16 protein-coding genes, 1 tRNA gene and 1 riboswitch are annotated in these 22,404 nt (G+C 64.6%); of the genes, 9 read left to right on the forward strand and 8 right to left on the reverse strand.

What is annotated here, in order from left to right; translation table 11 throughout:
- Window positions 1-352: 352 nt before the first annotated feature.
- From QTI66_RS17225 to QTI66_RS17240, 4 genes are read left to right on the forward strand one after another with little or no spacing between them, the layout of a single operon-like run.
- Window positions 353-2,422 carry a hypothetical protein gene (locus QTI66_RS17225; protein ID WP_286561050.1) on the forward strand — a complete coding sequence of 690 codons (2,070 nt, stop codon included), beginning with the start codon at window positions 353-355 and terminating at the stop codon, window positions 2,420-2,422.
- Between the two features lie 30 nt (window positions 2,423-2,452).
- Window positions 2,453-4,396, forward strand: a complete 1,944-nt coding sequence (locus QTI66_RS17230) for a caspase family protein (RefSeq protein WP_286561052.1) — start codon at window positions 2,453-2,455, stop codon at window positions 4,394-4,396.
- Between the two features lie 27 nt (window positions 4,397-4,423).
- Window positions 4,424-5,254 (forward strand): hypothetical protein, encoded by an 831-nt coding sequence (locus tag QTI66_RS17235; protein ID WP_286561053.1) that lies wholly within the window; start codon window positions 4,424-4,426, stop codon window positions 5,252-5,254.
- Window positions 5,254-7,011 (forward strand): adenylate/guanylate cyclase domain-containing protein, encoded by a 1,758-nt coding sequence (locus tag QTI66_RS17240; protein WP_286561054.1) that lies wholly within the window; start codon window positions 5,254-5,256, stop codon window positions 7,009-7,011. The genes QTI66_RS17235 and QTI66_RS17240 overlap by 1 nt, the downstream gene beginning before the upstream one ends.
- A gap of 18 nt (window positions 7,012-7,029) precedes the next feature.
- On the opposite strand, the gene QTI66_RS17245 is transcribed toward QTI66_RS17240, so the two are convergent.
- Together QTI66_RS17245 and QTI66_RS17250 are read right to left on the reverse strand one after the other, a co-directional pair.
- On the reverse strand, window positions 7,030-7,566 hold the full coding sequence (locus tag QTI66_RS17245) for a hypothetical protein (RefSeq protein WP_286561055.1): 537 nt from the start codon (window positions 7,564-7,566) through the stop codon (window positions 7,030-7,032).
- 110 nt (window positions 7,567-7,676) lie between these two features.
- Window positions 7,677-8,597 carry a LysR family transcriptional regulator gene (locus tag QTI66_RS17250; RefSeq protein ID WP_286561056.1) on the reverse strand — a complete coding sequence of 307 codons (921 nt, stop codon included), beginning with the start codon at window positions 8,595-8,597 and terminating at the stop codon, window positions 7,677-7,679.
- A gap of 70 nt (window positions 8,598-8,667) precedes the next feature.
- Here QTI66_RS17250 and metE point away from each other — a divergent pair, with 70 nt between their 5' ends.
- Window positions 8,668-11,001: a 5-methyltetrahydropteroyltriglutamate--homocysteine S-methyltransferase gene (gene metE / locus QTI66_RS17255; protein WP_286561057.1), complete on the forward strand. Its 2,334-nt coding sequence runs from the start codon at window positions 8,668-8,670 to the stop codon at window positions 10,999-11,001.
- A gap of 36 nt (window positions 11,002-11,037) precedes the next feature.
- Here metE and cadR read toward each other — a convergent pair whose 3' ends face one another.
- Window positions 11,038-11,484 (reverse strand): Cd(II)/Pb(II)-responsive transcriptional regulator, encoded by a 447-nt coding sequence (gene cadR / locus QTI66_RS17260; RefSeq protein WP_286561058.1) that lies wholly within the window; start codon window positions 11,482-11,484, stop codon window positions 11,038-11,040.
- A 60-nt stretch (window positions 11,485-11,544) separates the two neighbouring features.
- Here cadR and QTI66_RS17265 point away from each other — a divergent pair, with 60 nt between their 5' ends.
- Complete coding sequence (locus QTI66_RS17265; protein ID WP_444815013.1) at window positions 11,545-13,839, forward strand: heavy metal translocating P-type ATPase; 2,295 nt, start codon at window positions 11,545-11,547, stop codon at window positions 13,837-13,839.
- Window positions 13,840-14,017: 178 nt separating this feature from the next.
- Here the strand turns inward: QTI66_RS17265 and QTI66_RS17270 are convergent, their stop codons facing one another.
- A complete protein-coding gene (locus QTI66_RS17270) occupies window positions 14,018-14,446 on the reverse strand; it encodes an FHA domain-containing protein (protein WP_286561060.1) in 429 nt (142 codons plus the stop codon).
- Window positions 14,447-14,678: 232 nt separating this feature from the next.
- Between QTI66_RS17270 and QTI66_RS17275 the strand changes: the two genes are divergently transcribed.
- A tRNA-Arg gene (locus QTI66_RS17275) sits at window positions 14,679-14,755 on the forward strand.
- Between the two features lie 166 nt (window positions 14,756-14,921).
- Here the strand turns inward: QTI66_RS17275 and QTI66_RS17280 are convergent.
- Window positions 14,922-16,223, reverse strand: a complete 1,302-nt coding sequence (locus QTI66_RS17280) for a D-amino acid dehydrogenase (RefSeq protein ID WP_286561061.1) — start codon at window positions 16,221-16,223, stop codon at window positions 14,922-14,924.
- Window positions 16,224-16,318: 95 nt separating this feature from the next.
- Window positions 16,319-16,428, reverse strand: a riboswitch (glycine riboswitch).
- A 388-nt stretch (window positions 16,429-16,816) separates the two neighbouring features.
- Here QTI66_RS17280 and QTI66_RS17285 point away from each other — a divergent pair.
- Entirely contained in the window at window positions 16,817-18,451 is a 1,635-nt protein-coding gene (locus QTI66_RS17285) for an acyl-CoA dehydrogenase family protein (RefSeq protein ID WP_286561062.1), read from the forward strand.
- 158 nt (window positions 18,452-18,609) lie between these two features.
- Window positions 18,610-19,179, forward strand: coding sequence for a transcription elongation factor GreB (gene greB, locus QTI66_RS17290; protein WP_286561063.1), 570 nt, complete (start codon window positions 18,610-18,612; stop codon window positions 19,177-19,179).
- A gap of 16 nt (window positions 19,180-19,195) precedes the next feature.
- Here greB and QTI66_RS17295 read toward each other — a convergent pair whose 3' ends face one another.
- From QTI66_RS17295 to gmk, 3 genes are all read right to left on the reverse strand, one after another.
- The gene (locus tag QTI66_RS17295; RefSeq protein ID WP_286561064.1) at window positions 19,196-21,451 is read right to left on the reverse strand and encodes a RelA/SpoT family protein; all 2,256 of its coding nucleotides are present in this window, start codon (window positions 21,449-21,451) and stop codon (window positions 19,196-19,198) included.
- A 96-nt stretch (window positions 21,452-21,547) separates the two neighbouring features.
- Window positions 21,548-21,751 (reverse strand): DNA-directed RNA polymerase subunit omega, encoded by a 204-nt coding sequence (gene rpoZ / locus QTI66_RS17300; protein WP_286561065.1) that lies wholly within the window; start codon window positions 21,749-21,751, stop codon window positions 21,548-21,550.
- A gap of 25 nt (window positions 21,752-21,776) precedes the next feature.
- A complete protein-coding gene (gmk, locus tag QTI66_RS17305; RefSeq protein WP_286561066.1) occupies window positions 21,777-22,397 on the reverse strand; it encodes a guanylate kinase in 621 nt (206 codons plus the stop codon).
- Window positions 22,398-22,404: the final 7 nt, after the last annotated feature.

Genomic DNA, 22,404 nt, shown 5'->3' on the forward strand with positions numbered 1-22,404 from the left:
GCGTCAAGTGGCCACGATCAATTCTTGCACCAGAGCCGCAGCACGCGCGCTCTACGCTTCACCGCGGCGGACCCTATAGCGCAAAGCATGCTCGCCTGTCAACACACAGCTTAATGTTGTTAAAAATATTGACTCCCCTAACGTTGGTGACACTTTCGCAACAAATTGGAGAAACTCCATGTCAGCTGTTGTGCCATCCACCGCTTCAGCGCCTGCGCCCCGTTCCTTGGGGCGCGCCGCATCCATGCCGTTGGCGCTCATTGCCTGCGCTTCCCTTCTCGCCGCCTGCGGGGGGGGTAGCGGCAATGGCGGGGGTGGTTCTCAGACACCGCCGCCCGTCGCACAAGACCCCTTGGCGCCCGCCGCCCCGGCCGACCTCGACAAGGTCATGGTCCAGTACGCCATCGATGCCGGCGGCGTCGGCGGCGATGCGGGTGGCGACGGTGGCGCAGCCGGTGGGGCCGGCGATGGTTCGCCGTTGCGTCGCATCACCGTGACACTGATCGACGCCAAGGGCCAACAAGTGAGCGGCACGACCGACGACAACGGCAAGTTCCTGCTCAAATTCCAGACCAGCACTTTTGCAGCGCCATTCGTCGTGCGGGCCATCGACGCAGGCGGCAATGTGTTGTCCAGCACCACCGAGGAAGCCGCGGCCAGCGGCAAGGTGGTCCGCATCAACGTCAACCCGCTCACCGACAAGATCACCTCCGACGCGATTGCAGCCACGGTGGCCGGGACCGACAAGGCCTTCGACGGTTCCAAGGTCGACGTGTCGAAGCTCGCCAGCGCAAAGGGCAACCTCGTCACCTCGGTGAAGGACGCACTCACCGTGGCCGGCGTTGCCGACAGCAGCAAGTTCGACCCGGTGCGATCGGTCTATGACTACAACGGCACCGGCGTGGATGCGGTGATCGAATCGATCAGCCACACGCGCGACGCCGCCACCGGCGAGACGCAGTTGCGCGCCAAGCTCGTGCCACTGCAAACGGCCGCAGATGGCAGCGTAACGCCGACCCTGATCACCGCAGCCACCCCGCTGCCCACCACGGCGGTTGCCGTGGCCGGCAACCCGGCGATGACCTTCGACAAGATCACCGCGTGGATGAACGAGGTGAACCGTTGCTTTGCATTGAGTTCCGCGGCGCGTGATGCCGATGCGGATTGCGACGATGCCGATGGAACCCGCCTGGTGTCGACGAACTTCAAGCACAACAGCAAGGATCTGCCCGAGACTTACCGCGCCCTGTTCAGCGAATCGGATCTTTCGGCCGTGCAGGGCAGCGCCTTGCGAAACCCCTTGGTCCTCTTCACGACGCCGGCGGGAACCAACGGCTACGAAAGCGCCGTGGTCGAATTCACCGTGAACCAGCCGCGCACAGGGCCGCTCTCCGGAAACCTGTCGACGCCGCTTCAATACACGATCACGACGGTGTTCCGCCGTGACGACAGCCTGACCCGGGCCAAGGCCGGCAACTGGATCCTCCATGGAAACCAGCGCAGCTACGACGTCCCGGTGCAGCCACGCTTTGTACAGACCTTGCAGGCCAACCCGGCGCGGCAGGCCAACAGCAGCGGCAACAGCCCGAGCAACTTGTCCAGCGCCCTGACCTTCTCGCCCCAGTTGCTGAAGTTCGACGTGCCAACGCGCACCTATGTTTCTGCCGACCTCCGCGCGATGCGCATCAAGGGCCCGGGCCTTCCGGATGCCGGCCTGGTCTATTCCCAGTCCACGACACCCGGCACGACCTACCTCACCATTGACAACAAGATCGGCCAGGTCGGCACCGGCAGCATGATCAACTCCAACTCGAACCCGAACTACACCTTGAGTTCGGTGGCGCTGGACGGCAGCGCGCTCTACCCGGGCTTCTGGAATGCCGCGCGTGTCAGCAACGCCGATGCACCGCTCACCGACTTTTCGTCCATGCAGGCGTACAGCCGCTACACGTACGAAGTTTTCCTGAACAGCAATCCCGGCAACACCACGCCGGATGCCGTCGAGACGGTCCGGATCCTGGCACCCGTGATGCCGCCGAGCTTCTCGGGGGCCCTGCAGCGCAACGACTTCACGCCGTCCATGCCACTGGTGACTGCACCGGCCGATGGTGGCTGCAGCTTCACCCTGAACTGGACGAACAATCTCAATGCCGCGCGCGTGGATGGGGGATTCGTCTTTGGCGCGAACTTCAATGTCACACCGCAAATCCAGAGCGTCATCAATGTGGGCGTCAATTCCAGTTCCGTCGGCACGCGCCCCAGCAGCGTAACGGCCACTGCAGCCGGCACCGGTCCGTCGGGCTGCGGAGCCAACGCCATACCGCCATTGGAAACCACACCCGGCGGCGCCGCATTCCGCCAGATCGGCCTTGGTGCAACACAGGCACGCTATCGCATCTTTACCTACCTCCAGTGGAATTGAGGGTGGGCGCGGACCCCGTCGGACGCAGCCATGAAGCGTCACATCATCCTGTGGCTTGCCGGCGGCCTGCTCGCCGCCGGCAGCCTCTGCGCCCAAACCAGCGCTGCGCCGGGCGGTGCCGAGCGCGTCGCCCTGGTGATTGGCAACTCGACCTATCCGGCGATGGCGCTACCCAACCCGGCCAATGATGCCCGCGACATTGCCGAGTTGTTGAAGCAGGCCGGCTTCCAGGTCGATCTGCGCCTGGACACCAGCAAGATGCAACTGCTGGAGGCGTTGCAGGATTTCGGCCAGGCGCTGAAGGACAAGCGAACGAAGTTCGGCGTCTTCTACTACGCGGGCCACGGCGCCCAGCAGTCGTGGCGCAACTTCCTGATCCCGGTCGACGCCGATGTGCAATCGGGCGACGATGTGGCGCAGATGGCGGTGGACCTGTCGGAGCTGACGACAGAGATGGCGCGTACACGCGATCGCAACTTCCTGATGATCCTGGACGCCTGCCGCGACGATCCCTTCGGCGTGGCCTACAAGCCCACCGCCAAGGGCCTGACCCAGTACGACGCGCCCGCTGGCAGCCTGCTCGCCTATGCAACCGGCCCGGGCCGTGTGGCGAGCGATGGCAGCGGCCGCAATGGCCTGTACACCTCCTACCTGTTGCGCGAGTTGGCGGTCAAGGGCGCACGCGTCGAAGACGCCTTCAAGCGCGTGCGCCTGGGCGTGCGGCTCGCCTCGCGCGGGCGCCAGATCCCGTGGGAAAGCACCTCGCTCGAAGAGGACCTCTACGTCTTTCCGCAGCCGCGCCGCGCGACCTTGTCCAACGCCGAGCAGGAAAAGCTGCTGGACGAGGAAATCGACGCCTGGCGCATGGCCAAGAGCGCCAACAGCGTGGACGCACTGGCCACCTTCCTGCGCGAGTATCCGAGTGGCAACGCGAGCGAGCTGGCACTGGCGCGGCTCAACACGCTGTTGCGGCAGCAGGCGCCGCGTCCCCGTCTCGCGCAGTTGCACGCCCCCGACGCACCCAGCGCGGCGCCGGCCGAAAAAATGGCGCTGGCTGCGGCATCGGGTTCGATGCCCATCCTGCGTGCCATGGATGAAGCGCCGGCGGCAACAGCAGCCGTTGCGCAACCGGCCGCTGCGCCCCTGACGTTGCAAGCGATCGCGCCGGAGCCCAAGGCGCCCGCGGAGCCGATGCAGGCGCCGATCGTGCTCGCCGCTACGCCTGCGCAACCCGCAGCATTGGCACCTTCGCCAGCACCAGCAACACCGATCGCGCCGATCGCGCCGATGGCGCCCGTGACCGCCATGGCCGCGGCGCCGGTCACGCGCCCTGCCCCCGTGCCGGCAGCACCCGCCGCCCCTGAAGTCGTGGCAGCAGTCAGCACCGCCGTCGATGCGCCCCAGGATCTCACGGTCGCTGCGACGCCGCGATACCAGGGCTCCTACGAGTACACCCGCCGTTTCCAGCCCGGCGATGTTTTCAGGTACCAGATCATCAATCGCTTCAACAGCGTCGCTACGCCGCATGAACTGCGCGTGACCGCCGTCGACCCGCAGAAGGATGAGGTGACATACAACAACGGCGACTATGTGTCCGACAGCATGGGCAACGTGGTCAAGAACCAGCGTGGCGCCATGGACAGCCCCCGCCAGTTCTATCCCGCCGAGTTGTACGTCGGAAAGAAGTGGACCACCATGTTCCGCCAGACGCGCGAGCGCGGCACCTACAACACCTTCAAATACCAGCTCAAGGTGGTGGGCAGGGAAACCGTCACGGTCCCCGCCGGGCGCTTCAACGCCTTCAAGATCGAAGCGCGCGGTTTCAACGTGCATCGCGGCGCCGCGCTCGAACGCGACATATGGGTCGCCCCGGGCGTCGATGCCGACATCATTCACGAAACCAAGGTCCGGCTTGCGAACGGAATGATCGAGCAATACGACCGACAGGAACTGGTCGAGTTTCCAAAGAGGTAGGCCTTGGCATCTCTTGGAACCCTCTTCATGCCGGCTGCCTTCGTGGTCGCCGCGGCAATGCTCGCATGTCCCTTGCCGGCACGAGCCCAGGCTGCCGCGCTGGTGGTCGACCGCATCGGCGAGGTTTCCTCCGCCGCGCCCAACCTGCCCCAACCGGTCGCGACGCTCGCGACATTGCCAGTCGGAAGTCGCATCCAGCTTGCGCGCGGCGCCAGCCTGACGGTGCTGTACATGCCCTCGGGCGACGAGTACACCGTCACCGGGCCGGGAGACGCGCTGGTCGATTCTGGAGGGGTGTCCGTTTCCGGCGGCGCATCGGTCAAGCGCCGGGCGCTGACCGCCGCGCCTGCGCCGCAGCTTCGAAGCGACTCGATCGCGATGGGCGGCTTCGTGGCCCGAAGCGGCGGTCTTCGGGCGCGCGCTCCTGACGGCGTGCTGACGGCGCCGCCGGCGCGCCTGGCGTGGGAGTCCCTGATGACGCGTGCCAAGTACCGCGTCGAAATACGCGATGCGACCGGCACACTTCTTTTTGAGCAGTTGACGACAGGCTTGACGCTTGCCTTTCCCCCGGACTTGCAGCTTCGCCCCGATGAAAGCTACACGTGGACCGTTGCACGCCAAGCCGTCGAAGGCGCAACGCCTCCCGCCGCAAGAGCGATCTTCAGCTTGGCATCCCCTGCGGTTCGCGACGACGCGCGCCGCCGGGCGCCTGACGCGAGTTCAAGCTTTGCCGACCGGCTGGTCTACGCGCTCTGGCTCGAGGAGATTGGCGCGCTTGGCGAGGCGCGGGACCTGTGGCAGGCGCTCTACGAACAACGGCCCGACGAACAGGCCTTGCTGGTGCGGGCCCGCAGATAGTGGCCGCACGGCGCCACCCCTGGTGGGGGCTCCTGGCGGTCGCGCTGCTCGGCGCCGCCTTTCCCCTCACGCGCGTGGCTCAACCGCTGGATCACCGGGCGTGGGACCTGGGCTTCGCGGTGCTGGTGCGCCTTCGCACCGCGCCCGCAACGCAGAACCTCGCGATCGTGGGCCTGGACGAAGCCACCATGGCCGCCACCCCGGCGCCGCTTGCGCTGTTCCATCCCCAGTTCGGCGCCTTGCTCGAGGCCCTGGCAGCGGGCGGGGCACGGGCGGTTGCGCTGGACATCGTGTTGCCAGACCGAAGCGCAGAGGCCATCGCCCCCGGCCATGACCTCGCATTGCTGCGCGGTATTGTCGCGATGCGCCGTGCCGGTGTTCTGGTGCTGGCGCGCACGATAGACGATGCCGGCCATGAGCGCCCGATCTACAAGCCGCTGCTGGCTGCCGCGGGCATCGATGGGAGTGGCTTCGCGCTCCTGCCCGTCGATCCGGACGGCATGGTCCGTCGAGTCGACGAACGACTGGGAGCCGACGGCTCCGCCGTGCCGACGTTGGTCGGCGAACTCGCCCGCCGCACGGGACTGCAGGCAACTTCGGGGCTCATCAATTTCGCGCTGCCGCTCGGGATCGTGCCCCTGTCGATGCAGACGGTACTCGACTTGGCGAAGTCCGGTGATGCGGACTTGCTGCGTCGCACCTTCGGGGGCAAGGTTGTCTTCATCGGTGCCCTGATGCCTTTTGTCGATCGGCATCGCGTGCCAGTTTCGATCAGCGCGGGGCGCTATCCCGCCGAATCGACGCCCGGTGTCTATCTGCAGGCTCAGGCGTTTCAAAGCTTCGCGGCCGGTGGCGCCCTGCGCGAGTCGCCGGCATGGGCCTCGCTTTTCGCTGCGGTGCTGTGCGCGCTCGCGTGGCGCCTGCCGACCCGGGGGTGGTTCATGCCCCTGGTCCTGGCGAGCGGGCTGATCGCATTGGGGGCGTTGTCGCCGGTCATGCTTGCGATGGGTCAGGCCGTTCCGGTTGCCAGTGCGGCGCTTGCATTCCTGGCATGCGTCGCTTTTCGCTTTGGCCAGTCGTACCGGGCCGATGTTCTGGCCCGTCTGCGTCTGCGGCGCGTCTTCGCCGGTTACGTGAGTCCCGACGTGATGGCCGAACTGGAGGGCGGTCGGCTGGAAGGAATGACCAGCCGGCGCATGTCCATCTGCGTCATGTTTGTCGATGTTCGTAACTTCACGACGCGTGCAGAGAACGACCCGCCCGAAAGGGTCACCGCAGTGCTCAACCAATTGTTTGAAGTGGCAACGCAGATCGTCCATCAGCACGGAGGGACGGTCAAAGAGTTCATGGGCGACGGCGTCATGGCGTTCTTCGGCGCACCCCGTGCGCTGCCCAATCCCGCGCAAGCCGCCATGCATGCCGCCCGCGCGATGCTGGCCTCTGTGCCCCGGATCAATGAAGCACTTGCCTTGCGCGGCGAGGCGCCGCTTGCGATCGGCATCGGCTTGGCCAGCGGCGACGCGGTGGTGGGACATATCGGTTCAACGGCGCGCCATAGCTATGGCGCGGTCGGTGATTGCGTGAACCTCGCTTCGAGACTCGAGGGGCTGACCAAGACACTGGGCTATCCGCTGCTGATTTCGGAGGCCGTCGAGCGACTCATCGAAGATCGCGGCTGCATGGTCGACCTCGGCGAGTACGAGATCAAGGGCCATCGCCCTGCACGGCTGTTCGGGTTCAACGGGCGCGAACGGTGAGCCAGGCAATCTGGTTTGCTATGGAAAGAAATAGGACTTCGGAATGCGGCGATCATTTCCGATGTCCAACCCATTGAAGTCCATGGTGTTCTTCCCTGGGACAAACATCATCTGCGCCCAAAAGAGAATGCTCTGGGCCCACGAATTGCTGTTGAAGTTGTTGCTGTCCAGTTGCTCTGTGATGCTCGGGTAGCGAATTTCGCCTGGAGTACCTTCAAGAGTCCTGTACTTCGAGTAGCACCGTGTGATGCACTGCAGGAATGGATCTTCTGAGCCGACCAGGCAAGCTTGGAGTTCCACCTTTGAAGTCTGAATCGCTGGATCTCCCGGTGTAGCCAGCTTCCTCGTCAGGAAACCGACGTCTGACGGAGCAAAGAGGCTTGCTCGCAGGTGGCCGGCGATGTTGTAGGCACCGACCACGCATAGCGCTTCTCCTCCTATCGGCTTCGTGTAGCCGCTAAGGGCCGTGGGATCGCCAGGCGCCAGAACGAGGAATTGGTGCTGACCGACAGGGCCGTCGATCGGTCTGCAAAACACATACGCGCCGTTCTTCATGAGTTCCTCCGGACACCCCATTGATAGAGGGTTTATAACTACTACCTGCCTTGCACCGAATCATTCAATCTGATGAAGCGGCTTTCTCGTTTCGGGATCAGGCCAAGGCGCTAAAGCAGCTCAATCCCCGGCAAGCTCTTGAAGCAAGTTTCCCGCGTGATCTGCACGAAGTCCCCCAGCCAGGCCTGACGCGACGTCGCCGCGGTACACGCCATGTGCAGTTCGCCTTTCAGCCCATTCTTGCCCACGGGCCGCGCGGTGACGTAGCCGCGATCCAGGTAGCCCTGCACGGCCCAGAGCGGAAGCGTGGCAATGCCGCGCCCGCTGGCCACCAGCTGCAGCATGGCCACCGTAAGCTCCGTGGTCCGGCGGTTCGCAGGCTCCACGCCCGCCGGCGCCAACACCTGCCGCACGATGTCGAGCATGTCGTCAGGCACTGGATAGGTGATGAGCGTCTGGTCGGCAAAGTGGCGCGCCGTGAGGTAGGGCCGGGCCGTCAGCGCGTGATCGTTTGCCAGCAGCGCGACGATCCCGAAGCGAAACAGGGAGTGGTAGTCGACCGTCTCGTCCGGATCCCGTTCGGACACGATGGCGACCTCGGCGCGGTCCTGCATCACGAGGGCAATGGGGTCCGGATGAAAGCCCGAGACGATGTCCAGTTCAACCTCGGGCCATCGCTGGCGAAACGCGTCCATCGCGGGCATCAGCCAGTCGAAGCAGGTATGGCACTCCACCACGATTCGCAGTTGGCCCGCACGGCCGAGCGACAGCCGCGCGAGGTCGCGCTCGGCCTCGCCGATCATGGGGAGCGCTCGGTCTGCCAGTTCGAGCAGCCGCAAGCCCGCAGCGCTGAAGCGCGGCGGCACGGACTTGCGCTCGAACAACTCGAGGCCGAAATGATCTTCCAGCAGCTTGACCTGGTGCGACAACGCCGACTGCGTCAGGTTGAGCAACTGGGCAGCCCGAACCAGGCTGCCCGTGTCGCGCAATGCGACCAGCGTTCGGAAGTGCCGGATCTCAAGGATGCTCATGAATGATTTTCATGTTGAAGCATAAAAGGTTTCGTTTGAATCATAGTCCGATGTTTGGGAGCATCGTTGGATGACACGTACCCACACCCTCGGTTTCCCGCGCATGGGCGCCCAACGCGAACTCAAGTTCGCTCTTGAAAAACACTGGCGCGGCGAGATCGACGCCGCCGCACTCGAAGCCGTCGGCGCCGATCTGCGCGCCCGTCACTGGCAAGTCCAACGCGATGCGGGCCTCGACTTCGTCACCGTCGGCGACTTTGCGTTCTACGACCACGTGGCCAATCACACCCAGTTGCTCGGCTGCGAGCCGACGCGCTTCGACTTTGCGGTCGAGCCTGAGTTGGCGCGCTATTTCACGATGGCGCGCGGCGTGGCCGATGAAGCAGGACGCGAAGACTGCACGCACGGCGAGCATGGCCGCCAGCACGGCACCTTCGCCCTGGAGATGACGAAGTGGTTCGACACCAACTACCACTACCTGGTGCCAGAGTTCAGCGCGCAGACGCGCTTTGGCCTGAGCTCGGTGCGCCTTTTCAACGAGGTCGCACAAGCGCAAGCGCTCGGGCACAAGGTCAAGGCCGTGCTGCTCGGGCCCTTGAGTTTTCTCTGGCTCGGCAAGGAAAAGCAGCCGGGCTTCGACCGGTTCTCCTTGCTGGACGCGCTGCTGCCAGTCTACGAACAGGTGCTGGCGCGCCTGAAATCGCTCGGCGTCGAGTGGGTCCAGATCGACGAGCCCATCCTCGGGCTGGACCTGCCGGATGTATGGCGCAACGCCTTCGAGCGCAGCTACTGGCAGCTGGCGCGCAGTGCGCCGAAGCTGCTGCTGGCGACCTACTTCTCACCGCTGGCAGAGAACCTTCGCCTCGCATGCCAATTACCCGTGGCCGGCCTGCATGTCGATGCGGTGCGTGCGCCTGAGGAACTCACTGGTGTGGCGGACTGGCTGCCGGCGCACAAGGTGCTGTCGGTCGGCATCGTGGATGGCCGCAACATCTGGCGTATCGATCCGGACCTGGCGCTGCAGCGCCTGCAACCCGTCGCCGACAAGCACAAGGGCGAACTTTGGATCGCCCCTTCCTGCTCGCTGCTGCATGTGCCCTTCAGTCTGGCGGCGGAAACGAAGCTCGATCCGGAGATCAAGTCCTGGCTCGCATTCGCGGTCGAGAAGCTGGACGAATTGCGCGTGCTGCGCGCGGCGCTCGATGGCGAAGAGACATCGGTCGAAGCCGAATTGCTCGCGGCGCGCAAGGCCGCAACAGCGCGACGCAACAGTCCTCGCGTGCACCGTGCCGACGTCGCACTGCGCCTGGCGCGAACGGTGGCGAGCGATGACAAGCGAGCTTCCAGCTTTGCGCAACGCCAGGCCGAGCAGCGCGTGCGCTTCTCGCTGCCGCCCTTGCCGACGACGACCATCGGCTCCTTTCCGCAAACCGCAGCAATCCGTGCCGCGCGCGCCGCCTTCAAGCGCGGCGAACTCGACGCCGAGGGCTACAGCGCGAAGATGAAGGCCGAAATCCTGCTCGCCGTGCGCAAGCAGGAAGACCTGGGCATCGACGTCTTGGTGCATGGCGAGGCCGAGCGCAACGACATGGTCGAGTACTTCGGCGAACAGCTCGAAGGATTCACGTTCACCGCCAACGGATGGGTGCAATCCTATGGATCACGCTGCGTGAAGCCGCCCGTGATCTTTGGCGACGTCGCGCGGCCGATGCCCATGACGGTCGCGTGGACGGCCTACGCGCAAAGTCTCACGAAGTTGCCGATGAAGGGAATGCTGACCGGGCCCATCACGATCCTGCAATGGTCCTTTGTGCGCGACGACCAGCCGCGCAGCGTCACGACCGAGCAGATCGCCTGGGCCATTCGCGACGAAGTGGTCGACCTCGAAAAGGCCGGCATCGGCATCATCCAGATCGACGAGCCGGCCATTCGCGAAGGCTTGCCGCTGCGCCGCGCGGGCTGGAAGCGCTACCTCGAAGGCGCGACGCGGTCGTTTCGCATCAGCGCATCGGGCGTGGCCGACCGCACCCAGATCCACACGCACATGTGCTACTCGGAGTTCAATGACATCCTGCCCGAGATCGCGGCGATGGATGCCGACGTGATCACCATCGAAACCAGCCGCTCCGACATGGAACTGTTGCGCGGCTTCGGCGACTTCAAGTATCCGAACGAGATCGGACCGGGCGTCTACGACATCCACTCGCCGCGCGTGCCGACGACGGAGGAGATGGTGCGGTTGATGCGCAAGGCGGCGGCGGTGGTGCCGCCGGCCAACCTGTGGATCAATCCCGACTGCGGCCTGAAGACGCGTGGCTGGCCCGAGACGGAGGCTGCGCTGTCGAACATGGTGGCTGCGGCGAAGGTGCTGCGTGGTGAACTGAGCGTTGCGTCGCAGGTATAGCGTTGAAAGGCGCCAAGGCGACCCTTTCAGCGTCCCTCAATGCGTCGAGTGGATGTGGCGCCGTGCGCCGGATTTCAGCGCCAACGCAGGCGTGTCGCTGGAAAGCTCCTTGAGGATCCCGCACCGCGCCGCCGCGTCCACTTCGCCGCACTGCTGGCGCAGCACCTTGAGTTGCTTTTCGAGCACGCGCAGTTCGCGAATCCGCTGTGCGACGTGGCCGATGTGTTCGTCGAGCAGGTCGTTGACGCCGGCGCAGTTTTCCTGCGGCAGCTCCTTGAAGCGCAGCAGTGAACGGATTTCTTCCAGCGCCATGTCGAGCGACCGGCAATGCCGGATGAACGTCAACCGCTCGACGTGTTCCTGCCCGTAGACGCGGTAGTTGCCGTCGGTGCGCCCGGGTGTTGGCAGTAGCGCCTCACGCTCGTAGAAACGAATGGTTTCGACGGGCGTTGCCGTCGCCTGCGCCAGTTCACCGATCTTCATGAAAGGGTCTCCGCCAAAACGCTTGACTCTAAACCCACTACAGGGTTTCCAATGGCGGCAATGACGAAAACCCCATTGCACGCCATCCCTCTGCGCGCTGCCCAGGATTGCTGCGCAGACGATGCCTGCTGCGCGCCGATTGCTTCGGCTGACCTTGCCTCTCCGCTGGCAGCGCCTGCCGGCGCCAGCGTGTTCCGCATTCCCGCCATGGACTGCGCTGTCGAGGAAAGCGATATCCGCCGTGCGCTAGACAAGGTGGCCGGCATCAAGAGCCTGAACTTCCAGCTGGGCGCGCGCACAGTGGCGATCCAGGCGCCGGTCGAGGTGGTCGCGTTGGCGGTCGCAGCGATTCGCAAGGCGGGCTACGAGCCGACGACTGTGGCCGAGGACGGCGCGGTCGCGCATGGCGAAGCGCACGACGGCCACGATCACGATCACGATCACGAAGGCCACGATCACGCAGGTCATGACCACGGCCATGGCACGGGCGTGAAGCGCCTCGCAGTGGCGCTCGTGCTCGCGTTGGGCGCCGAAGCCTTGCACTTCATGGCGAGCGATGCGCCCGCCATGAAGTACCTTGGTCTGGTCGTCGCCGCCATCGCCATCTTTCTGTCCGGTGTCGAGACCTACACCAAGGGCATGAAAGCACTGGCGCGCGGCCGGCTCAACATCAACGCGCTGATGAGCGTCGCCGTGACCGGCGCCTTCGTCATTGGCCAATGGCCCGAGGCTGCGATGGTGATGGCGCTCTACGCCATCGCGGAGCTGATCGAGGCCCGGGCCGCAGACCGCGCCCGCAATGCCATCAAGGGGCTTGTTGCGCTCGCACCCGAAAACGCCGACGTGCTGCAGCCGGACCGTAGCTGGGCGGGCGTGCCCTCGAAGAATGTGCCGCTGGAGTCCATCGTGCGCATCCGTCCCGGCGAGCGCGTGCCGCTCGACGGCGTCATCACTGAAGGCCGCAGCGCGGTCAACCAGGCGCCAGTAACCGGCGAAAGCCTGCCCGTCGATCGCACCGTGGGCGATCCGGTCTATGCCGGCACCATCAACGAAACGGGTGAACTGCAATTCCGCGTGACGGCGGCCGCGTCCAACACCACGTTGGCCCGCATCATCCACGCCGTTGAGCAGGCACAAGGAACACGTGCGCCCACGCAGCGCTTCGTCGATCGCTTCGCTGCCATCTACACGCCGGCCGTCTTCGCGCTTGCGCTCGTCGTGGCGCTGCTAAGTCCGTGGCTGTTGGGCCTGGCCTGGCTCGACGCGATCTACAAGGCGCTGGTGCTGCTGGTGGTGGCTTGCCCTTGTGCTCTCGTGATCTCGACGCCCGTGACCATCGTAAGTGCGCTCGCGTCGGCCGCGCGCCGCGGCATCCTCATCAAGGGCGGCACCTACCTCGAAGAAGCGCGCAACTTGAAAACCATCGCGCTCGACAAGACCGGCACCGTCACCGAGGGAAAGCCCAAACTCGTCGAGTGGAAGTCGATGCGCGGCGGCGATGACGAGGGGCCGATTGCGCGCATTGCCATGAGCCTCGCAGATCGATCCGACCACCCCGTATCCGTGGCCATCGCGCAGGGACTTGCACTACCGGTGCGCGCCGTGTCGTCCTTCGGCTCGCTGGCCGGACGCGGCACGCAGGGTGACATCGGAGGTCGCCGCTATGTGCTCGGCAACCATCGCCTGATCGAAGAGCGCGGGCAGTGCTCTGCCGACATCGAGGCCGTGCTGAAAGCGAACGAGGAAATGGGCCGCACTGTCACGCTGCTGGCCGACGAGGACGGCGTGCTCGCCATCTTTGCCGTCGCGGACACGATCAAGGAATCGTCGCGCCAGGCGGTGGCCGAACTCAAGGCGCTTGGCGTCGCGCCGGTCATGCTCACCGGCGACAACATCGCCACCGCCCGAACCATCGCGGCACAGGCGGGCATCGACGAAGTGCGAGGCCATCTGCTGCCCGAAGACAAGCTGGCCGAGATCCATCGCCTCAAGTCGCGCTACGGCATGACCGGCATGAGCGGCGACGGCATCAACGATGCACCCGCATTGGCCCGGTCCGACATCGGCTTTGCCATGGGCGGCATGGGCACAGACATCGCCATGGAGGCCGCCGACGTGGTGGTGATGAACGACGATCTGCGCCGCATCCCGGAGACGATCCGCCTGTCGCGCCGCACGCACGGCGTGCTGATGCAGAACATCGCGCTAGCGCTGGGCATCAAGGCGGTCTTCATGGTGCTGGCCATCTTCGGCACCGCGACGATGTGGATGGCCGTGTTTGCCGACATGGGCGCCACGCTGCTGGTGGTGGCCAATGGGCTGCGCTTGATGTCACCCCGATTGATGAAGACTTGAATTCGCAGTCGTCAAATCATCCGCACCAGGATTGGTGATCGCATGCGAGTGTGCATTCAGGGGAGGGCGAGATGGCGACCAACGCTGCCTTGCCGAAGCGCAAGAAGCCTGTGAAATAGAAGCGATCAACAAGCAGCCCGACGATCTATCCATCACTTCGGGCGCGTGGAGCAGGTGCTCAGAAGAAGTCGACCGAAGGATGCACGCCTTCGGGCGCTTTCGGCCGGTGGCGCGCCGCCAGTGCAGCGGCAGCATCGAGATCGGCCAGCGCGCCAGGGATCGTGACAAGCCGAAGCGCTTCGGACTCCGACAGCGTCTTGGTGTTGTAGAGAAAGCGCAGTTCGCAATCGCCGATGCTGATGGTGTCGCCATTGGCCAACGGGCGTTGCCGGATGCGCATGCCGTTCACGAAGGTGCCATTGCGGCTGCCAACGTCGGTGATGACATAACGATCGCCGTTCCAGTCGATGACGGCGTGACTGCGGCTGACACGGTCGCTCTCCATCACCAGCGAGTTGCCTTCGGTGCGTCCAATGGTCGTGAGGCGGCCGGTGATGTTGACTTGTTTGACGCTGCGGCCTTTGGTCAAGATGATGAGTCTTGGCATCTTGAGAGATCCTTGCTGGTGCTTGCTTGGGAAGATTCCCGAGGGTTCCCCCGAATGTACTGGCCGGGACACAGTTGTTAGGCCGAACGGCGTAAGCCTTTTCGCCTATTTGTGGAATCTGTCATAATTGCGTCTTGCGGCATTTCGACGCCAAGGCTTCAGCCGGTCACTTCCTGGATTTGATCGGCGTCGGAAAAGAGTGTGTTTTTTGCATGCTATAATCGCAAGCTGTGCGGCTGTAGCTCAGTTGGATAGAGTACTTGGCTACGAACCAAGGGGTCGTGGGTTCAATTCCTGCCAGCCGCACCATCATTCACGGGTCAGTTCCGAAAGGGGCTGACCCGTTTTCTTTTGCGCGTTCGTTTCGCGCCACGACGTGTTTCCCGCCACAACACGGCGCGAAAAATGAAGACGCGCTTTCGCGTCGTCCTCACCTCATTGCAAACCGTGCTCGGGGCTCCAGGCCCGCGATACCTTACGCCGGAACCAGCTTGCCCATCGACGGCGCCGGCATCCCCGTGAACGCGAAATCCACCTCAGGCGCCAGCCCGCTCACGATGCGTGCAATCGACTTGCCCGAGCCGCAGGAGTGCGTCCAGCCCAGCGTGCCGTGGCCCGTGTTCAGGAAGAAGTTCGGCAGCTTGGTCTTGCCGATCAAGGGCACGTTGCTTGGCGTTGCGGGACGCAGGCCCGTCCAGAACTGCGCCTGCGACGCATCGCCCGCGCCAGGAAACAACTGTTCAACACGGCGCACGATGGCTTCGCAGCGCACGCGGTTGAGGTCGCGGTCGTAGCCATTGAACTCGGCCGTGCCGGCGATGCGCATGCGGTCGCCTTTCTCCGACGTGTAGCGCGAGAAGACGAGCTTGAATTCATCGTCCGTCAATGACACCTGGTAGGCCTTGCTTGCGTCGATCACCGGCACCGTGACCGAGTAGCCCTTGGCGGGATAGATCGGCAAGCGAATGCCCAGGGGCTGCGCCATGAGCGGGCTGAGCGATCCCATCGCCATCACGTACGCGTCGCCGGTGATGCGCTGGAAGCGGCCTTCGCCGTCCGTGGCTTCGACGTGGTCGATGCGACCGCCGGCTTCGCGCAGCGCAGTCACCGTGTGGCTCATCAGGAACTTGACGCCGCTGGCCGCGCACAGCTTGGCCATTTCGCGCGCGAACGCGTTGGCGTCGCCCGATTCGTCTTCGGCGGTGTAGGTGGCGCCGGCCAACTGCGGGCGGATGTGCGCGAGCGAAGGTTCGAGCTTCACGGCTTCGTCCGCCGAGATCACCTGGCGTTCGCAGCCCAGCGCGCGCATTTGCTCGGCCGGCCCGAGCGCGCCATCGAACTCTTTCTGGCTGGTGTAGAAGTGCAGGATGCCCTGCGTGCGCTGGTCGTAGGCGATCTGGGTGTCGCGGCGCAACTGTTGCAAGGTATCGCGGCTGTAGGTGCCCAGACGCACGATCTGCTCGATGTTGTGGCGGGTGCGCGCCGGCGTGCATTCGCGCAGGAACTGCAGGCCCCACAGCCATTGGCGCATGTCGGCGCGCAAGCGAAAGAGCAGGGGCGCATCTTCCTTGCCCAGCCATTGCAGTACCTTGAAGGGCGCGCTGGGGTTGGCCCAGGGCTCGGCGTGGCTCACCGAGATTTGTCCGCCGTTGGCGAAGCTGGTTTCAGCGGCCGGTGAAGCCTGCCGGTCGACGACGGTCACTTCGTGGCCGAGTTGCTGGAGGTAATAAGCCGAAGTCACGCCGAGCAAGCCGGCGCCGAGAACGATCACGCGCATGATGAAGAACCTTCGAGTGGTTGCAGCACCCGAACGGCATCGCCTGGCGGACCATCACTGAAATGAATGGGCAACCGGAAACTGTCGTCCGAGTTGCCGCTCCCCCTGTCCTTGGTACCTGAGAGATTCACCCGCTGCGCCCGCAACAGGTTTGCTCCTTCGGTGCATCGCACATGGTGTGCGATGGCTCTCCAGACGGCTTTGTCAGTTCCTGCAGTACAGGCCCGTTGGGGCCGACCTGAGCGTTTATGGGAGTTTGCGCCTTCGGTGGGGCAAGTGGCTTGCCCGCTCTCCTGCAGAACGGCGATGCTAATGGCGCGTGCGCGCACCGTCAAGGAAACGGCGCCACGGCGAAGGGTTGTTGCAGTCGCCCTCTCGCGCTGAAAGCCGAACACGTCGTGCCCTGGACCGCTGTCCATTCGCTCCATGCGGCGAGGGCCGCGGCACCCTTCGGCAGGCGAAGGAAGGGGAAAAGACTTCGCCTCCCGAGCCTGCGGAACCCGAACACCTCATCCCGTCTTCGTTTCTAGAATTTGTTGTGCCGTCGCAGCGCTTCCCCGCGCACATGCACATTCAACCAGGACAGAGACACCATGATCGGCATTCATCCAGACAACCAGGCCACCGACCTCAAGGACTACAACGTCTACACCAGCGACCCCGTGCTTCGCCGTGCAGTGGCCCGCGCCGGCGCGCAGTGGAGCGATGAGGAACTGGTGCGCCAAGGCGCGGAGTACGGCGCTGCAACCACCCTGCAGGCTGGCGAAGACGCCAACCGCTACGAACCCGAACTGCACACCCTCTCGCGCACCGGCGAGCGAATCGACTTCGTCAAGTTCCACCCTGCCTGGCACACGATGATGACCATCGCGCGGCGCAACGGCATTGCCAACCTGCCGTACAACGACAAGCGGCCGTCGGCATGGGCGGCTTACGGTGCCTCGTTGTACATGCACAGCCAGATCGAATCCGGCTCCACCTGCCCGACCACAATGACCAAGGGCTGCATCCCGGTGCTGCGTCGCAACCCGGCGCTCTACGCGGCCGTGGCCGACAAGCTCGCGTCGATGGAGCATGACGAGCGAGACATCCCGGTCGCGCAGAAGCGCTCGATGACGGTCGGCATGGGCATGACCGAAAAGCAGGGTGGCAGCGACCTGCGCACCAACACCACGCGTGCGGTGCCCGTTGGCACCGGCCCGCTCGGCGAAGAGTTCCTGCTCACGGGCCACAAGTGGTTCTTTTCGGCGCCGATGTGCGACGCGCACCTGGTCTTGGCCAAGACCGATGAGCGCGGCGCGTCGTGCTTCTACGTGCCGCGGTGGCGTCCCGATGGCACCAAGAACCCCATCCACATCCAGCGTCTGAAAGACAAGGTCGGCAACCGCTCCAACTCCAGCAGCGAAGTGCGCTTCGAGGGCGCTTGGGGTGTGCTGGTGGGCGAGGAGGGACGCGGCATCCCGACCATCATCGAAATGGCCACCAACACCCGCCTCGACTGCGCGCTGGCGGGCGCCGCCCACATCCGCCACGCCTTCACGCAGGCGTTGCACTACACGCGCAACCGCCACGCCTTCGGCAAGGCCTTGGTCGGGCAGCCCGTGATGACCGAACTGCTCGCCGACATGGCGCTCGAATCCGAAGCAGCGACGCTTCTGGCGATGGATCTGGCGGCGCATTTCGGCTCGAACGAAGCGCTGGACTTGGCGTGGCGTCGCGTCATCACCCCGGCCGCCAAGTTCTGGAACACCAAGCGCGCCGTCGCCGTGACGGCCGAGGCGATGGAAGTGTTCGGCGGCAACGGCTACGTGGAAACCGGCCCGATGGGGCGGCTGTTCCGCGAGGCGCCCGTCAATTCGATCTGGGAAGGCTCGGGCAACGTCATGTGCCTGGATGTGTTGCGCGCCATTTCGCGCAACCCGGATGACGCGATGCTGGTGCTCGCCCGGTTGGGCGAAATTGCAGCGCACGAACCGCGTGTGTTGGCCCAAGTGCAGTCCTTGCGCGATGCCTTGCAACTTCCACCGGACGCGCTCGAACGGCAGGCCCGCCGCTTTACGCAGCGACTGGCACTCACCGTTCAGGCATGCCTGATGCTGCAATACGCCGAAGGCGATCGGGCGCAAGCCTTCATCAACAGCCGCTTCGATCCGGAATGGGGAGCGGTCGGTGGCATCACGTCCGGCACCGCCAATCCGGCTGCGATCTTGCGCGCCGCGTGGATTTGATCGCCGGCGCATAGGGTCCAAGCGAAGAAAGCGTCGGCTGCAACGCCTTCTGCCGCCCGGACTCCTGGCCACCAGCCCCCCAGGGCGTTGCCCTTGGCTGGCTGGCCGGCCACGCCGGCGAATGGGTTGTGGGTCTGCCACTATGATTTCCCCACACCATGAGCAAAGCATTCACCAAGGAAAGTGACGCAGACGACGAGGACGACGGCGCCGAAGGCGGGTCGCCGCCGATTCCCGCGGGCACGCGCAACTACATGACGCCGGCCGGCTATTCGCGCCTGCGCGACGAGCTTCTGCAGCTCATGGACGACGAGCGTCCGAAGATCGTTGAATCGGTGCATTGGGCCGCCAAGAACGGCGATCGTTCGGAGAACGGCGACTACCTCTACGGCAAGAAGCGCCTGCGCGAAATCGATCGACGCATCCGCTTCCTCACCAAGCGCCTGGAGATCGCCGAGGTCACCGACCCCTCTGTTCATCACGGCCGGGACCAGGTGTTTTTCGGTGCCACCGTGCACTATGCCGACGAACAGGGCGAGGAGCGCACCATCACCATCATGGGCATCGATGAAGCCGAGAGCGCCAAGTCCCAGGTGAGCTGGATTTCACCCATCGCGCGCGTCTTGCTGAAGGCGCGTGAGGGGGATGTGGTGAAGCTGGTCACGCCCGGCGGCGTGCACGAAATCGAAGTCCTGGGCGTGAGCTACCCAAGCCCGGTCGCGCACTGACGACGAAGCGCTGAGTTCAGGGCGCCGGCACCGTCCGTGCGGCCGTCAGCACCGAGGGCGTACGGCGGACGGTGCGCAGCACCGCTTCCAGATGCGCACGATCGCGCACGGCGATCACAAAGCGCAGGTCCGTCAGGTCTTGCGGCGCCTCCTCGGACATCTCGACGTGCGTGATGTCGGCCTCCGCGCCCGACAGCGAGGCCGCCACGCGCGCCAGCACGCCCTTGTCATTGCGCACGGTGATGATGACGCCCGTCTCGAACGTGCGCACCGGCTCGTCCGCCCATTCGACCGCGAAGAAGCGTTCGCTGTCCTTGTAGCGCAGCCGTTGGCCGACGCCGCAATCCTCGGTGTGGACCACCAGCCCTTCGCCATGCCCCAAGTAGCCGACGATGGCGTCCCCGGGAATGGGGCGGCAGCACAGCGCAAATCGCACGGAAGAGTTCTCGCTGCCATCCAGCGTCACGGCGCCCTGTGAAACGTTTTCGTGCGCCGTGAAGCGCTCGCGGCTCAGCATCAGGGCATCGGGCTTTTCGCCGCGCTCGGCCAGCAAGGCAAGCAGGCGCTTGGCCACGATGGTCGCGATGCGCTTGCCCAGGCCGATGTCGGTGAGCAGTTCGGAGCGGGACTTGTTGCCGGTGAAGCGAAGGAGCTTCTCCCACATCGACTGATGCTCTTCATCGTCCGCCGGCAGGCTTCCGAGCCCTTCGGCACGCAGCGCCTGGGCCAGGAGCTTTTCGCCGAGCTGTTCCGACTCCGCCTGCGCCAGCGTCTTCAGGTAGTGGCGAATCTTCGAGCGCGCCCGGCCTGTTCGAACAAAGCCCAGCCACGCCGGATTGGGCGTCGAAACCGGCGCCGTGATGACCTCCACCACGTCGCCGTTCTTGAGTTCGGTGCGCAGGGGCACCTGGTCGCCGTTGATGCGCGCGGCCGACGTGTGGTCGCCCACGTTGCTGTGGATTGCGTAGGCAAAGTCGATGACCGTCGCGCCGCGGGGCAGCGCAAGGATCTGGCTCTTGGGCGTGAAAACGTAGACCGCGTCCGGGAACAGGTCGACCTTGACGTGGTCCCAGAACTCCGCGGCGTCGCGCGTTTCGTCCTGGATGTCGAGCAGCGACTGCAGCCACTTGGTGCCCAGCCGGTCGTTGCTCGCCGGATTGGGCTCCGACGCCTTGTAAAGCCAATGCGCCGCCACACCCGACTCGGCAACGACATGCATCGCCTCCGTGCGCAACTGGAATTCGACGTTGACGCCCGACGGCCCCACCAGCGTCGTGTGCAGCGACTGGTAGCCGTTGACCTTCGCAATCGCGATGTGATCCTTGAACTTGCCCGGCAGCGGCTTGTACATCTGGTGCAGGATGCCCAAGCCCGTGTAGCAGTTGATGACGGTCGGCAGGATGAGCCGGAAGCCGTAGATGTCGGTCACCTGCGCAAAGCTCAGGTGCTTGTCGCGCATCTTGCGATAGATGGAGTAGAGCGTCTTCTCGCGGCCGTGGATCCGCACGTTCATGCTGGCGGCCGAGAACGACGTCTCCACCTCGCGCTGCACCTTCTGGATCAAGTCGCGCCGGCGGCCGCGCGCCTTGGTCACGGCCTTGGACAGCACCGCGTAGCGCCACGGCAGCAGGTGCCTGAACGACAGTTCCTGCAGTTCGCGGTAGGTCTGGTTCAGCCCGAGGCGGTGCGCAATGGGCGCGTAGATTTCCAGCGTCTCGTTGGAAATGCGGCCCCATTTTTCGCGCGGCGCGTCGTTGAGCGTGCGCATGTTGTGCGTACGGTCCGCCAGCTTGATGAGGATGACGCGCACGTCCCGCGCCATCGCCAGCAGCATCTTGCGGAAAGATTCGGCCTGGTTCTCTTCGCGGGTGTTGAACTGGAGCTTGTCCAGCTTGGTGAGCCCGTCCACCAGTTCGGCCACCGGGGCGCCAAAGCGCTCGATCAATTCCGACTTGGTGACCCCGCAGTCCTCGATGGCGTCGTGCAGCAGGGCGGCCATGAGGGCCTGCGCATCGAGCTTCCATTCGGCGCACTGCTGCGCAACCGCGATGGGGTGGGTGATGTAGGGCTCGCCGCTGTTTCGAAGCTGGCCCAGATGCGCTTCGTCGGCAAAACGGTAGGCGCGGCGCACCAGTTCGGTGTCTTCCGCGTTGAGGTAATCGAGCTTGGCGGTGAGCGCTGCAAAGCTTGCGGCCGCGGCATTGAGGGCCGCCGGAGTTGGGCGCTGGGCGCCACCGGAGGCCTTGTGCTGGGGTTTAACGACAGCGCTCATAAGCCCCCACTTTAGCGTGTGCGCAAGTTCACTGTTTCGTGACGAAAAAAAAGCACCTTGTCTGGTGCTTTTTTCGAGAGAAGTGATGGACCGCTATCAGCCCGGCACCTTCTTGAGCATTTCGAGGCCGATCTTGCCGTCGGCGATCTCGCGCAGGGCGGTTACGCCCGGCTTGTTCTTGCTTTCGATCTTGGGCGCGTGGCCCTGGCTCAGCATGCGAGCGCGATAGGTGGCCGCGAGCACGAGTTGAAAGCGGTTGGGGATCTGGAGCAGGCAGTCTTCGACAGTAATGCGGGCCATCTGGAGCTTTCGGTGGTGGTCGGTGTCAGGAGATATTCAGCGCGGCGAAGGTGTCGGCTCGAAGGCGTCGCTGGGCGGAGAACCGCAGCCGCTGCGCGTGAACGATCGCTTTCAGGTCGAAAAGCGCACGCTCAAATAGTTCGTTGATTATAACGAAATCGAACTCGCTGGCCCGGGCCATCTCGTGGGCGGCGTTTTTCAGGCGCAATTCGATGGTCTCGCCGCTGTCTTCGCCCCGCCGTTCCAGACGCGAGCGAAGCTCTTCCCAACTGGGCGGGAGGATGAAGATCAGCACCGCGTTGGCAAAGGTCTTGCGGATCTGCAGCGCACCCTGGAAGTCGATTTCTAGGATGACGTCGGCGCCCTGGGCAATGCGCTCTTCGATGGCGCGCTTGGACGTGCCGTAGCGCTGGCCGTGCACATGCGCCCATTCCACGAAGGCGTCGCCTTCGACCATGGCGTCGAATTCCGGGTTGGACGCGAAGAAGTATTCCCGCCCGTGCTTTTCCTGCCCGCGGGGTGGGCGCGTGGTGTGCGAAACCGAAGGCTGTACCCCGGAATCCAGTTCCATGAGTGCCTTGACCAGGCTCGACTTGCCAGCGCCGCTGGGCGCGGCCACCACGAAGATGTTTCCGGGGTAGTCCATAAAAAGT

The organism is Variovorax brevis (genome assembly GCF_030317105.1).
In the GTDB taxonomy this organism is placed as follows: domain Bacteria; phylum Pseudomonadota; class Gammaproteobacteria; order Burkholderiales; family Burkholderiaceae_C; genus Variovorax; species Variovorax brevis.